This window comes from Stutzerimonas stutzeri, assembly GCF_000952685.1.
In the GTDB taxonomy this organism is placed as follows: domain Bacteria; phylum Pseudomonadota; class Gammaproteobacteria; order Pseudomonadales; family Pseudomonadaceae; genus Stutzerimonas; species Stutzerimonas stutzeri_E.
Genome location: NZ_JYHV01000021.1, coordinates 52,903 through 67,117, shown reverse-complemented (window position 1 = coordinate 67,117; position 14,215 = coordinate 52,903). Strand labels below are relative to the sequence as shown.

The 14,215-nt window shown below is 62.8% G+C and carries 11 protein-coding genes; 4 read left to right on the top strand and 7 right to left on the bottom strand.

The features are described from left to right. The first annotated feature begins 154 nt into the window (after positions 1-154). Positions 155-1,939: an IlvD/Edd family dehydratase gene (locus tag UF78_RS12985; protein WP_045162630.1), complete on the top strand. Its 1,785-nt coding sequence runs from the start codon at positions 155-157 to the stop codon at positions 1,937-1,939. Between the two features lie 42 nt (positions 1,940-1,981). Here the strand turns inward: UF78_RS12985 and UF78_RS12980 are convergent, their stop codons facing one another. The 6 genes from UF78_RS12980 to UF78_RS12955 all read right to left on the bottom strand — a co-directional run bounded on the left by UF78_RS12980 (position 1,982) and on the right by UF78_RS12955 (position 8,911). Next, on the bottom strand, positions 1,982-3,424 hold the full coding sequence (locus UF78_RS12980; protein WP_045162629.1) for an FAD-binding oxidoreductase: 1,443 nt from the start codon (positions 3,422-3,424) through the stop codon (positions 1,982-1,984). A 32-nt stretch (positions 3,425-3,456) separates the two neighbouring features. Further along, a complete protein-coding gene (locus UF78_RS12975; RefSeq protein WP_196298664.1) occupies positions 3,457-4,713 on the bottom strand; it encodes a TRAP transporter large permease in 1,257 nt (418 codons plus the stop codon). Further along, complete coding sequence (locus UF78_RS12970; RefSeq protein ID WP_230623639.1) at positions 4,710-5,198, bottom strand: TRAP transporter small permease; 489 nt, start codon at positions 5,196-5,198, stop codon at positions 4,710-4,712. The genes UF78_RS12975 and UF78_RS12970 overlap by 4 nt, the downstream gene beginning before the upstream one ends. A gap of 69 nt (positions 5,199-5,267) precedes the next feature. Next, a complete protein-coding gene (locus UF78_RS12965; protein WP_045162627.1) occupies positions 5,268-6,317 on the bottom strand; it encodes a TRAP transporter substrate-binding protein in 1,050 nt (349 codons plus the stop codon). 90 nt (positions 6,318-6,407) lie between these two features. Next, on the bottom strand, positions 6,408-7,730 hold the full coding sequence (locus tag UF78_RS12960) for an L-fuconate dehydratase (protein WP_045162626.1): 1,323 nt from the start codon (positions 7,728-7,730) through the stop codon (positions 6,408-6,410). Between the two features lie 239 nt (positions 7,731-7,969). Continuing rightward, positions 7,970-8,911 (bottom strand): LysR family transcriptional regulator, encoded by a 942-nt coding sequence (locus UF78_RS12955; protein WP_045162625.1) that lies wholly within the window; start codon positions 8,909-8,911, stop codon positions 7,970-7,972. A 213-nt stretch (positions 8,912-9,124) separates the two neighbouring features. Here UF78_RS12955 and UF78_RS12950 point away from each other — a divergent pair, with 213 nt between their 5' ends. Continuing rightward, on the top strand, positions 9,125-10,306 hold the full coding sequence (locus UF78_RS12950; protein ID WP_045162624.1) for a fumarylacetoacetate hydrolase family protein: 1,182 nt from the start codon (positions 9,125-9,127) through the stop codon (positions 10,304-10,306). On the opposite strand, the gene UF78_RS12945 is transcribed toward UF78_RS12950, so the two are convergent. After that, a complete protein-coding gene (locus UF78_RS12945; RefSeq protein ID WP_045162623.1) occupies positions 10,303-11,259 on the bottom strand; it encodes a LysR family transcriptional regulator in 957 nt (318 codons plus the stop codon). The two genes, UF78_RS12950 and UF78_RS12945, sit on opposite strands and share 4 nt — an antisense overlap. Positions 11,260-11,381: 122 nt before the next feature. Here UF78_RS12945 and araD1 point away from each other — a divergent pair, with 122 nt between their 5' ends. Next, positions 11,382-12,377 carry an AraD1 family protein gene (gene araD1, locus UF78_RS12940; RefSeq protein WP_045162622.1) on the top strand — a complete coding sequence of 332 codons (996 nt, stop codon included), beginning with the start codon at positions 11,382-11,384 and terminating at the stop codon, positions 12,375-12,377. A 142-nt stretch (positions 12,378-12,519) separates the two neighbouring features. After that, the gene (locus UF78_RS12935; RefSeq protein ID WP_045162621.1) at positions 12,520-14,100 is read left to right on the top strand and encodes an aldehyde dehydrogenase (NADP(+)); all 1,581 of its coding nucleotides are present in this window, start codon (positions 12,520-12,522) and stop codon (positions 14,098-14,100) included. Positions 14,101-14,215: the final 115 nt, after the last annotated feature.

Here is a 14,215-nt window from a genome sequence, read left to right as displayed (position 1 = left end):
ATCGGTAACATTTTGCGCTGTGACGAGCGAGTTGCTGCTCCTTGGATGTGTTGTGGATGATTTATTCGATATCCGCTTCTGTGTTCGGCGGCTGGCGTCCCCCTAACTGATCGGCCGAGGAGCGTCCTGGCCGGCAAAAACAAGAAGGGCTCCCATGACCCAAGCTGACAAACGACCGCTGCGCAGCCAGCAGTGGTTCGACGACCCCAGCCACGCCGACATGACCGCCATCTACGTCGAGCGCTACATGAACTACGGGCTCACCCGGGGCGAGCTGCAGTCCGGCCGCCCGATCATCGGCATTGCCCAGACTGGCAGCGACCTGGCTCCCTGCAACCGGCACCATCTGGAGCTGGCCCAGCGAGTCAAGGCGGGCATACGCGATGCGGGTGGCATACCCATGGAGTTTCCCGTGCATCCGCTGGCCGAGCAGACCCGCCGCCCGACGGCGGGTCTGGATCGCAACCTCGCCTATCTGGGCCTCGTAGAGATTCTTCACGGATACCCGCTCGACGGCGTGGTGCTCACCACCGGCTGCGACAAGACCACCCCGGCGTGCCTGATGGCGGCCGCCACCACCGACCTGCCGGCAATCGTCCTGTCCGGCGGGCCCATGCTCGACGGCCACCACAAAGGCGAGCTGATTGGTTCGGGTACCGTGCTGTGGCATGCGCGCAAACTGTTGTCCTCCGGCGAGATCGATTACGAAGGCTTCATGGAAATGACCACGGCGGCGTCGCCCTCCATCGGTCATTGCAACACCATGGGCACCGCACTCTCGATGAATGCACTGGCCGAGGCGCTGGGCATGTCGTTGCCGGGTTGCGCGAGCATTCCCGCGGCTTATCGCGAGCGCGGCCAGATGGCTTACCTCACCGGCAAGCGGATCGTTGACCTGGTGTTCGGGGACGTTCGCCCGTCGCAGATTCTGACCCGGGAGGCGTTCGAGAACGCCATCGCCGTGGCCTCGGCCCTTGGCGCGTCGAGCAATTGCCCGCCGCACTTGATTGCCATCGCTCGCCACGCCGGCGTTGAGCTGTCGCTCGAGGACTGGCAGCGCGTCGGTGAAGAGGTGCCGTTGCTGGTCAACTGCATGCCGGCTGGCAAGTATCTGGGTGAAGGGTTTCACCGTGCCGGTGGCGTGCCGGCGGTGATGCACGAACTGCTCAAGGCGGGGCGCTTGCACCCCGGCTGCGGGACTGTGTCCGGCAAAAACATTGGCGAGATCGTCGCCGCGACCCAGGCCCACGACAGCGATGTGATTCGCCCCTACGCGGAGCCGCTCAAGCACCGCGCCGGCTTCATCGTGCTTAGCGGCAATTTCTTCGACAGCGCCATCATGAAGATGTCGGTGGTGGGCGAAGCCTTCCGCAGAACCTATCTGGCCACCCCAGGTGACGAAAACCGTTTCGAGGCGAGGGCGATTGTGTTCGACGGGCCGGAGGACTATCACGCACGGATCAACGACCCAGCACTGGAGATCGACGAGCACTGCATTCTGGTCATCCGTGGCTGCGGCACCGTCGGTTATCCGGGCAGCGCCGAGGTGGTCAACATGGCGCCGCCGTCCGATCTGATCCGCCGCGGCATCGATTCGCTGCCGTGCCTGGGCGATGGTCGCCAGAGCGGTACCTCGGCCAGCCCCTCGATTCTCAACATGTCCCCAGAGGCCGCGGTGGGCGGTGGGCTGGCGCTGCTTCGCACCGGCGACCGGCTACGGGTGGATCTCAACAACCGTAGCGTCGATTTACTGGTCGACGAAGTAGAGCTGGAGCGACGGCGCCAGGATGCCATCCCGCCGATTCCAGAATCGCAAACTCCCTGGCAGGAGCTGTATCGGCAACTGGTCGGCCAGCTCTCGACAGGTGGTTGTTTGGAGCCTGCCACACTCTATTTGCGCGTGATCGCCAACCGCGGGGAGCCGCGCCACTCGCATTGATCGAATACCGAGTCCGGCTGCAGGCCAGCCGGGCAGGGCGTGCTAGTCGGCCGCGGTCCGCGCGCGCGGCAGAACGATGCGGCCGGCGTTCATCAGGTCCAGGGGATCGAACAGGGCCTTCAGGCCGTTGAGCAGCTGCACGTCCTCCGGTGCCATTCGAGACAGATAGGCCTGTTGCTTGATCCGCCCGATACCGTGCTCGGCACTGATACTGCCATTGAAGCGATCCAGGACGGCGAATATCACGTCCTCGATGTGCAGCAGCAGGGCGCTGACCGCTTCGTTGTCCAGACCGAGGGGCGGCAGGATGTTGAAGTGCAGGTTACCGTCGCCGATGTGCCCGTAGACCAGGGTCGTCGCTTGCGGCGAGATCTCGGCGACCGCCTGACTCGCTTGCTCGACGAACGCCGCGATGGACGAGATGGGCACCGAGACGTCCGTTCGCAGGTGCTCGCCGCGCAAACGCTGGCCTTCGACCATGCCCTCACGGATCAGCCATAGCCTGCGCGCCTGTTCACCACTGCTGGCAAGCGCGCCATCGTGCACCAAACCGTCGCTCATGGCTCGTTCGAGGAAACCGTCGAACAAGCCTCGTAAGTCCAGCGGCCCGGAGACGCTCAGCTCCAGCAGCACATAGAAGGGGTGGGGCTCGGACAGCGGATCGGACAACAGTGGAATCGCTTCGAACGCCAGCTCCATGCCGATCCGAGGGACCAGCTCGAAGGCCGACAGCTGCTCGCAGCACTCTCGTCGCGCACGGGTGTACAGCAGCACCGCATCGGCCGCCGACGCGACGGCCAGCCAGGCCGTGAGCGTGCGCTGTGGGCGCGGCGAGAGCTTGAGTACGGCTCCGGTGACAATGCCTAGCGTGCCTTCGCTGCCGATGAACAACTGCTGCAGGTTGTAGCCGCGGTTGTCCTTGCGCAGAGCGTTCATGCTTTCCCAGACTCGGCCGTCAGGCAGCACCACCTCCAGCCCCAGTACCAGCTCACGCATCATGCCGTAGCGCAGCACATTCACCCCGCCGGCGTTGGTGGCGATGTTGCCGCCGATCTGGCAACTGCCTTGAGCACCCAGTGCCAGCGGAAAGTAACAATCCGCCACCTCGGCCGCCTGCTTGACCTGTTCGAGCACGCAACCCGCATCGACGGTCATGGTGAAACCGATGGGGTCGAGCTGGCGGACGCGGTTCAGTCGTTCGAGGCTGATTACCAGCTCCGGTCGAGTGCGATCGGGCAAGGCGCCGCCGACCAGGCCGGTATGCCCACCTTGCGGCGACATGGGAATGCCGTGCTGTGCGCAGAACCGGACGACGGCAGCCACCTGCGCTGTATCGGCCGGCCGGACCACTCCCAGCGGTGTGCCCAGGTGGCTGCCACTCCAATCGCTGACGTAGCGTTGAAAATCCTGCGCGTCACGCATTACACCGGCTTCGCCGAGGATCGAAACCAGCCCTTCGAGCATCTGCTGGCGGGAAATCTTCATGCGTAATTCCTTCGTTGGGAGCAAGCCCCGCGCTAGCGATACCAGAGCACCAGGCCGGGAAAGGCGAGGAACAGCACCAGCAGCGCCAGCAGCGTGAAGTAGAACGGTAGCAACCGATGCACCAGCTGCTCCATGCCGACCTTGCCGACCCCGCAGCCCACGTAGAGCACCGTGCCGACGGGTGGCGTGATCAGGCCGATGCCAAGCACGAAGGACATCAGCACGCCGAAGTACACCGGGTCGACGCCGAGCTTCACCACGATGGGCGTCATCAGCGGCGCGAGAATCACCATTGCCGGCGTCAGGTCCATGAAGAAGCCGACCAGCAGCAAGAACAGCGTGAGGATGCCGAGGATGACGAACTTGCTTTGCGAGAGCGCGCCGAGGGCCTCGACCAGCTGCTGCGGAATCATGTTGGCGGTCAGCAGCCAGGCCAGCACGTTGGCGAATGCCAGCAGCAACATGACGATCCCGGTGAGTTTGCCGGTGGCGATACACAGCTGGAAGAAGCGTTTCACCGTCAGGCTGCGGTAGACGAACATCGAGATGACGAGCGCATAGACCAGCGCGAAGGCAGCGCTCTCGGTAGGGGTGAAGACTCCGGTGAGAATGCCGCCGACGATGATCACCGGCAGCAGCATCGCCAACAGCGCACCGCGCAGCGCCTTGCCTAGCTCGCCGACGCTGAAGGGCTGCGCCTTGCCGATCTTTTTTGACTGGAAGTAGGTGGTGATGGCCAGACCCAGGGTGATCAGGACTCCGGGCACGATCCCGGCGAGAAACAGCTGCGAGATCGAGGTGTTGGTCACCACGCCATAGAGAATCATCGGGATCGACGGCGGGATGATGATGCCGACGACCGAGGAGGCCACGATGATCGCCGCGGCCAAAGGTGCCGGGTAGTGATGACGCTTCATGGGTTCGATCATCATGCTGCCGACCGCCGAAGCATCGGCGACCGCCGAGCCGCTGATGCCGCCGAAGAACATCGAGGTGAGCACAGCGATCTGCCCCAGACCGCCGGAGACGAAGCCGACCATGGCGCTGGCCAGGCGCACCAGGCGCTTGGCGATGCCACCTTCGCTCATCACCTCGCCAACCAGGATGAACAGCGGGATTGCCAGCAAGGGAAATGAATCCAGGCCGTTGATCGCCTCGGACACGATGGGCGTCATCGCGTAGTCGGCGTAAAAGAAGATGAACAGGCTTATCGCCGCCAGGGCGAACGAGATCGGCACGCCCACCACGATGGCCACCAGCAGGCCGATCAGAATGCTCCAGAGGATCATGTCGAGCTCCGGCTGAATATCGAGAACAGGGCGATGGTGTTGGCGATCAACGTCAGCACCGCCATGACCGGCATGGCGCTGTAAATGAAGGTCTTGGAGATTTGCAGCAGGGGCGTGACGCTGACGAAGCCGGACAGGATGTCCTTGAAGCCGATCAGGATGCAGATGCAGACCGCATAGATGACGGCCACGGTGATCAGGCTGAACGCCTTCTGCAGCGGGGCGGCAACAAGGTTTTTGAAGTAGGTCACCGAGACGTGCTCGTCGTTCAGGCTGGCGAGCCCGGCGCCGAGCAGGACCACCCAGATGAACATGATTCGGGAAAACTCCTCGGCCCAGACGAAGGAGTAATTGAGGACGAAACGACCAAAGACATTGGCGGCGACACAGAACACCACGCCCAATACCAGCAGGCCGATGGTGATTTCCAGCGCTGAACGCAGAACGCCCAGCATGGCCTGGAGAGCAGATGAGTGACGGGTCATGGGAACCATACCTGAAGGCTTACGGGAGGCGGGCAGGCACTGGATGCCTGCCCGTGACGGGGCGAGGCGTCAATTCTTGCTCAGGATCGCATCCACCAGGTCTTCACCGATCTGTGACTTCCACTTCTCGTAGACGGGCTCGAGGTGCTCCTGGAAGACGGCTACCTGCTCGGGGGTAAGCTCGGTGACGTTCATGTTCGAGGCTTTCATTTCCGCCTTCAGCTGGTCATTCATGGTGCGGCTGACATGGCGTTCATAGATGCCCATCTCCTTGCTCGCATCCACCAGCAGTGCCTGGTATTCAGCCGGCAGGCGATTCCAGAATCGCTCGGAAACCAAGGTCATGAACGGCGTGTAGACGTGGTTGGTTTCGGTTGCGTAGGGCTGCACTTCGTTGAAACGCGACGATGAGATGGTGATCCAGGGATTTTCCTGGCCATCGACCACACCCTGTTCCAGTGCGGTGAACAGCTCGGCGAAGGACATCGGCGTCGGGTTCGCACCGAGGGTGCGCCAGATGTCGATATGAATCGGATTCTGCATGGTGCGGACTTTCAACCCGGCCAGGTCGTCAGGCGTCTGCACGGCCGTTTTGCTGTTGGTCAGCTGACGGTAGCCGTTCTCGGCCCAGCCGATGGCGACGAATCCTTGCCCGGACGCATCCTTGAGCATTCTCTGGCCGATCTCACCATCGAGCACGCGGTCGGCGTCTGCCGGGGTGGGAAACAGAAACGGGAGATCGAACACCGCGAGTTGCGGCAGCATGCCAACGAGTGGAGAGGTCGACGGTGCCGTCATTTCCAGTGTGCCGGCCTGTAGCGAACTGACCGCCTGTAGGTCATCGCCCAGCTGCGCGCTGTGGAACAGCTTGACGTTGACGCGCCCTTCGCTGCGTTGCTCGACGATCTTCTTGAAGTACTCCAGCCCCCGGTATTGAGCGCCGGACTGGGTAGTACCGATGCTGAACTTGATGTTGAAGGTGCCTTTGTCCGGGACGGTATCGCCCTTCACCTCGGGAAGCGGTGGAAATTCCGGCGCGGCGGCCGCCTGCAAACACGCAAGGCCAATGCCCAGCGCGCCGAGTATGGAAATCACCTGTTTTCTTGTCTTTGTTTTCATCGTGGCATTCCGTTTTGGGGTGAAGGTCTGCGGGACGGGTGGTTCAGGGTCGCCTGCTTTGAAGGCCTCTGCGATGGGTAACCTCCTGGCTCATCGGTCGCTTGGGCTCGCATCCAGCTGCCAGGCTGCACCCGTGGGGAACAGATGCTCGGCGAGCGACGCGGCATGCATGGTGATGCTGCTACCCGCTGCGGTCGGCACCCGGTAGTGACCGCGTTCCACACGCACCGGATCGACGAAGTGTTCGTGCAGGTGGTCGACGTACTCGAGCACGCGCCCCTCGAGCGAGCCGGACACTGCGATGTAATCGAACATCGATAGATGCTGGATGTATTCGCACAGGCCCACGCCGCCGCCGTGCGGGCAGACCGGCACGCCAAAACGGGCCGCCAGCAGGAGGACCAGGATGGCTTCGTTGAATCCACCCAGACGGGCGACATCCACCTGGCAGTAATCGATCGCACCCGCTTGCAGCAGCTGCTTGAACATCACGCGGTTCTGGCAATGCTCACCCGTGGCGACGCCGATGCCATCGAGGCGCCGACGGATTTCGGCGTGGCCGAGGATGTCGTCGGGGCTGGTCGGCTCCTCGATCCACATCGGGTTGAACTGCGCCAGCTGACGCATGTTGTGGATCGCCTCGTCGACGTCCCAAACCTGGTTGGCATCCATCATCAAGGTGCCGGTTTCGCCGATTTCTTCACGCAGGATGCATGCACGCCGAATGTCTTCCTGCAGGTCGCCGCCGACCTTCTGTTTGAAATGCGTCCAGCCTTCGGCCAGCCCTTCACGGGCCAGCCGGCGAATCTTCTCTTCGGAGTAACCGAGCCAGCCGGCCGAGGTGGTGTAGGCGGGGTAGCCGCGCTCGATCAACGCCTGTTCGCGCGACGCCTTGCCACTGGCTTGGCGCTGCAGCATGGCGAGTGCTTCTTCCGGCGTCAGCACATCGCTGACGAAGCGGAAATCGAGACAGCGCACCAGCTCGTCGGGCGACATATCGGCCAGCAACTTCCATAACGGCTTGCCTTCGATCTTGGCCCAGAGATCCCAGACCGCATTGACGATGGCAGCGGTGGCGAGATGGATCACACCCTTCTCGGGCCCCAACCAACGCAACTGGCTGTCGCCGGAGATGATCTGGCGCCAGAACCGGCCCATGTTCTCGGTGATCGAGGCGAGGCTGCGCCCCTCGACCATACCTGACAGCGACCGGGCTGCGGCAACACAGATGTCGTTGCCCCGGCCGATGGTGAAGGTCAGACCTTGGCCGGTGAGGCCGCTGGGCGCATCGGTGTACAGGGTGACGTAGGTCGCGGAATAGTCGGGTGCGGCATTCATGGCGTCCGAGCCGTCCAGGGAGCGGGACGTCGGGAACCGGACATCCTGAACTTCGACCCGAGTGATCGTCGGCATTGCGGGTTTCCTTCCGGTGCGTCTTGTTCTTGTTGTTGCTGTCGCGACTGATGAGACGCGGCGCACGATGGTGCTCAGCGGCGGGATGTCCCCTCGCCAGCACTGAGGAAGGTATAGACGGCTTCGACCGCGGGACTAATGAGGCTTCTTCATTGAACGATAACGGGGAGTTATTCGACGTCTGAGATCTGGTTTGGTCGTCAACCACAGCCGCGTCGTTATGGCACGACGCGTAACACTCAAAGCTCGCTGCGCCCTCGCAACAGAATCTCCATCAATTCCTGCGCATTGCTCGAGGGCGTCTGATGCTTGCGGGTGAGGATGCCGTACCGCAGCGATTGGGTGGCCAGGCTGGTGGACAGTTCGCACAGCAAGCCCTGCTCGACTTGCTGCCGGGCGATGGCTTCGGGCAGTAGTGCCAATGTTTCGCTGTTGCGCAGCAGGTAGAGGGTGGTCTGCACCGAGGTGGTTTCCACGACGTTACTCGGCGGCGCGACGTCGAGCTGGCTCAGCAGTTGCTCGAGCATCTGTCGCATCGGCGTGTCGAAGGGGTAGAGCACCCAAGGCCAGCGCGTTAGTTCGGCTGGATGAATGTCGCGCTGTGCGCTCAATGGATGATCGCGTTTGCAGACCAACCAGAACGGCTCTTCGGCCAGCGGCTGGAAGTCGAAGCGCTGCTGCTGGCGGGTGTTGGTAAAACGGGCTACCACCAGATCGAGCTGCTTGTTTTCGAGCATGTCCAGCAGGTGATCGCTGGTCTGCTCAACCAGTTCGATCATCAACAGCGGACGCTGTCGCTTGAGTTCGACCAGCGCCACCGGAATGGTGGCGGCGGTGGCGGCGATGATCGCGCCGATCTTGATGTTGCCGTGGCCGCCCTTGCGCAAGGTATCGAGCTGATGGGCGAAGCGCTGGGTGTCGTTGAGGGTACTCTCAGCATGCTGAATGACCACCTGCCCGAGCTCGCTGGGTACCAGCTTGCGTGACAGACGTACGAACAGCGCGAAGCCGAACAGCTCTTCGATATCGCGCAGCATCTTGCTGACGGCCGGCTGGCTGAGGCCCATCTGCTCAGCTGTGGTGTGCATGTTCGCGGTACGCGCCAGGGTGGATATCAGCACTAGATGGCGGTATTTGAGCCAGTTTTTCAACGCGGGCAAATTGCCCTGTTCAACGCTCATGATCGGTCTGTTCGACGGCGGAGTGATAACGAAGTCATATCGAACCCTGAAAATTTGTCATTAGAAGCCAGGCGGTTTGGCTGCCTAAAGTGATGATCGCCGCGCCCGCAGTCCGGGTAGCACCCTCTGGATAGTACTGCAGGCTGCAACGCCATGGGCTCGTTGTCCTGCTAAAGGCGCGGCGTTTCTTATCTTCGCCAAGGTAACCGACCTATGCCGCGCCGGATTCAGCTCACTCTCGAAAACACCCTTCCCGTCGATGGCCTGCAGGGCACCCTGGTCGGACGCGTCTGGTTGCCCGGCGACGTGGCCGGCCCGACCCCTGTGCTGTTGCGCGAGGGCGGCGTCTATGACCTGTCCCGCGTGTCAGCCACCCTGAGCGGTCTGTTCGAGGGGCCCGAACTGTTGCAGCGTTTACAACAACTGGACGCGCCGCGGATCGCCAGCATCGAGGCGCTACTGGCCAACAGCGGTGAAGATCGCGACCCGGCCCGGCCTTACCTGTTGGCGCCGGCGGATTTGCAAGTGATCAAGGCCGCTGGTGTGACATTCGCCGCCAGCATGATCGAACGTGTGATCGAAGAACAGGCGGCGGGCGATCCGGCCAAGGCCGAAGCGGTGCGCGGCCAGGTTCACCAGGTTCTGGGGACGGACCTGTCGCGCATCCAGCCGGGCTCCGAGGCGGCGATGGGCCTCAAGAGCTTGCTGATCGAGCAGGGCCTGTGGTCGCAATATCTGGAGGTCGGTATCGGTCCGGATGCGGAAATATTCACCAAAGCGCCGTTGCTAGCGGCGGTTGGCACCGGGGCTGAAATAGGCATTCATCCGGGCTCGGCATGGAACAACCCCGAGCCAGAGGTTGTGCTGGCGGTCAACAGCCGTGGTGCGGCGGTGGGTGCAACCCTGGGCAATGACGTCAACTTGCGCGACTTCGAGGGTCGCAGTGCGTTGTTGCTGAGCAAGGCGAAAGACAACAACGCTTCCTGTGCCATCGGGCCCTTCATTCGATTGTTTGACGACAGCTTCGCCATCGACGATGTGCGCCGCAGCGTGGTGGAGCTGCGGGTCGAGGGGGAGGACGGCTACGTACTCAACGGCAGCAGTTCGATGGACCAGATCAGTCGAGACCCGCTGGATCTGGTGGGGCAGGCGATCAACCGCAACCACCAGTATCCCGATGGTTTCCTGCTCTTTCTCGGCACCTTGTTCGCGCCCACCGAGGACCGCGATACGGCGGGTTCGGGCTTCACCCACAAGCTGGGCGACAAGGTCAGCATACGCAGCGATCAACTGGGGGCGCTGCACAACCGGGTCAACCACAGCGATGCGGTGGCGCCTTGGGAGTTCGGGGTGTTGGCGCTGCTGAAGAACCTCGGGGCACGCGGCCTGCTTTAGCCCACGCAAGGCTCGGCCGCTGCCGAGCCGCTTTCGTCCTGCAGCTCTTCGAGCAATAGCCGCGCCGCTGGCGACAGGCTGCTCCCGTGCCGGGCGATGACACCATAGGGTTCGCTGCGCGAGTGCAGTGTCAGCGGCAGCTGACGGATCATGGCGAAGCGTTCGCCGAAACGGGCCACCGACAGCGGCATGACGGCGACCAGCTCGGGATCCTCCTGCAGCAGGCTGAGGGTGGTGAAGGTGGAGGCGGTTTCGACCGGGTACCGCGGGAACTCAAGGCTGGCTTCGCTGAATTCGCGCTCGAGCAACTGGCGCATCGGCATGTTCGCCGGGTAGATGACCCAGCGATAGCCGCTCAGATCGGCCAGGGTCAGCGGCGCCGCGGCGTCGGCGAGCGGATGGTCAGGATGGGCGACCACGGCCAGCTGCTCCTCATGCAGGGTCAGGCAGTCATAAGCGTCCGGACGCCGGCTGACACTGCTCCGGCAGATCGCCAGGTCCAGCCGGCCTTCGTCGAGCAGGCCGAGCAGGCGCGCACTGGTGTCCTCGACGATCTCCACTGACAGCTCCGGCTGCTTGCGCCGCAACCGGCCCAGCACGCGCATCAACAGCGGCACGGCGCCCATTATCACGCCTATCGAGAGACGCCCACCATGTCCTTGCAGAATGCCGACCATTTCTTCGCGCAGGTGCGCCAGGTCGCTGTGGATCAGCCGTGCATAGCGGATCACGCAACGACCCAGATCGTTGGGTTGCAGCCCTTGGCTGCTACGGGTGAACAGTTCGGCGGCGAAGGTCGTTTCAATCTCGTGCAGCGCCTTCGTGGCGCCGGGCTGGCTGATCGAGACCTGTTCGGCGGCACGGTGCAGCGAGCCCTGTTCATCCAGTGCGATGAGAAGGCGCAGCTGCTTGAGGCGCAAGCGAGAAACGATGGAGGGCAGGGCGGCGATCATGGGGATGACTGGAAGTTATCACTCAATCAGAAGCTTTCATTAGGCACCACCTACGGTGCTTTTTAAAGTGGCCGCAGCAGATGCCTGCGATTGCAGGCCCTTCAATAAGAAGAGGAAGCCTCATGCGGTTGATTCAATTCGAGAACGAACAGGGCCAGCGTCAGGTAGGCGTGGTGATTGGCGAACGCATCGACATGTTGCGCGGCGTGAGCAGTACCCGCGAGCTGGCACTGGCGGCGATTCGCAACGGTAACAGCCTGGCGGCTCAGATCGACGTGCAGGGCTGCGATGCCGGGCCGTCGTATAGGCAACTGCTGGATGCCGGGCGAGTGCTGCCGCCGCTGGACCATGAAGACCCTGCGCATTGCCTGGTCAGCGGTACCGGCCTGACTCACTTGGGTAGCGCTTCGACCCGAGACAAGATGCACCAGCAGGTCGAGCAGACCGCGGAAAAACTGACCGATACCATGCAGATGTTCCGTTGGGGCATGCAGGGCGGAAAGCCGCAGCCGGGAACCGTCGGCGCGCAGCCCGAGTGGTTCTACAAGGGCGATGGCAGCATCCTGGTGCGTCCCGGTGCAGATTTTCCTGCGCCCGATTTCGCCGAGGACTTCGGCGAAGAGCCTGAGCTGACTGGCCTTTATGTCATTGGCGACGACGGCCAGCCATACCGGCTCGGTTTCGCGCTGGGCAATGAATTCTCCGATCATGTGACCGAACGCAAGAACTACCTGTATCTGGCTCACTCCAAACTCAGGTTCTGTTCCTTCGGACCGGAGCTGCGGATCGGTGAGCTGCCCGCGAACCTGGCTGGTATCAGTCGCATCCGCCGCAACGGCGAGGTGCTCTGGGAGAAGGAGTTTCTCTCCGGCGAGGACAACATGTGCCACAGCCTAGAGAATCTCGAATACCATCACTTCAAGTACGCTCAGTTCCTGCGACCCGGTGATGTACATGTGCATTTCTTCGGAACGGCTACCCTGTCGTTCGCGGATGGGATCAAGGCGCAGCCGGGTGACCAGTTCGAGGTCAGCCTCGATGCCTTCGGTGAGCCGCTGCGCAACGGTATTTCCATCCGCAAGCCCGGCATCGGCGCGGGCGGGGTGAAGGCGCTCTGATCGAATCTGCGCAGTTGTAATCGTCATACCAGGCGAGTCACCGGCCCAGCTTTGGAGGTCGGCGGCATTCGCCCACGGGCCGTCGGCCATGCTCCGCACGCCATGCGGAGCCCCCTGAACCAACAGGTAGAGGAGATATTCCATGTCCGCCATTCTCGGCCACAATTACATCGCCGGTGCGCGTAGCGCCGCTGGCACCCAAAAGCTGCAGAGCCATGACGCCACCAGCGGCGCGGCGCTGCCGTTCGAATTCATTCAGGCGACGGAAGACGAAGTGAACGCGGCGGCAGAGGCCGCTGCCGTCGCCTACCCAACCTACCGTGCCCTTCCAGCCGAACGGCGCGCCGAATTTCTCGATGCCATCGCAGATGAGCTCGACGCGCTGGGCGACGACTTCGTCGCGCTGGTCTGCCAGGAAACCGCACTACCGGCCGGGCGCATCCAGGGTGAGCGCGGACGTACCAGCGGTCAGATGCGGCTGTTCGCCAAAGTGCTGCGTCGCGGCGATTTCTACGGCGCGCGTATCGATCGCGCCTTGCCGGAGCGCAAGCCGCTGCCGCGGCCCGATCTGCGCCAATGCCGGATGGGCCTGGGCCCGGTCGCGGTGTTCGGTGCCAGTAACTTTCCGCTGGCATTCTCCACTGCCGGCGGCGATACCGCCTCGGCGCTGGCCGCCGGCTGCCCAGTGGTGTTCAAAGCGCACAGCGGGCATATGGCAACGGCCGAGCAGGTCGCCGATGCGATCCTGCGTGCCGCTGAGAAAACCGGCATGCCCAAGGGCGTGTTCAACATGATCTACGGCGGCGGTGTCGGCGAGTGGCTGGTCAAGCATCCGGCGATCCAGGCGGTCGGCTTCACCGGCTCGCTACGCGGTGGACGTGCGCTATGCGATATGGCGGCGGCGCGCCCGCAGCCCATTCCGGTCTTCGCCGAGATGTCCAGCATCAATCCGGTATTGGTACTGCCCGAAGCACTTAAAGCGCGCGGTGACGCCATCGCCAATGAGCTGACGGCCTCTGTGGTGCTGGGCTGTGGCCAGTTCTGCACCAATCCGGGCATGGTCATCGGTATTCGTTCGCCAGAGTTTTCAGACTTCCTCGAGCGACTCACAGGTTTCATGTCCGAGCAGCCGGCGCAAACCATGCTCAACGCCGGAACACTGACGAGCTATGCCAAAGGCCTGGAGCATCTGCAGGCGCATCCGGGTATCACCCATCTGGCCGGCGCCGCGCAGGACGGCAATCAGGCGCGACCACAGCTGTTCAAGGCCGATGCGCAATTGCTCATCGACGGTGACGAGTTATTGCAGGAGGAGGTCTTCGGGCCCACCACGATCGTTGTCGAGGTCGCCGACAAAGCGGAATTGCTGCGCGCGCTGCATGGCTTGCGTGGGCAGCTCACTGCTACCTTGATTGCCGATGAGGCGGACCTCAGCGCTTTCACCGATCTCACTCCGGTGCTGGAGCAGAAGGCCGGACGCTTGCTGCTCAATGGCTATCCGACCGGCGTCGAGGTGTGTGACTCCATGGTGCATGGCGGGCCGTATCCGGCAACTTCCGATTCCCGAGGCACCTCGGTGGGCACCTTGGCGATCGACCGTTTCCTACGGCCGGTGTGCTATCAGAACTTCCCCGAGGCACTGCTGCCGGAGGCGCTGAAAAACGCCAACCCGCTGGGCATCAACCGCCTCGTCGATGGTGAAATGACCCGGAGCGCGATCTAGCTCAATCCGACGGCTGATGTGATGCATCAGCCGAACGTCATCTGGGTGCCATTCAATGGCACCCTTTACCGATGGCGATCGCGCGTTAGCAGATGGACTGTCATTGCTCGTGGTT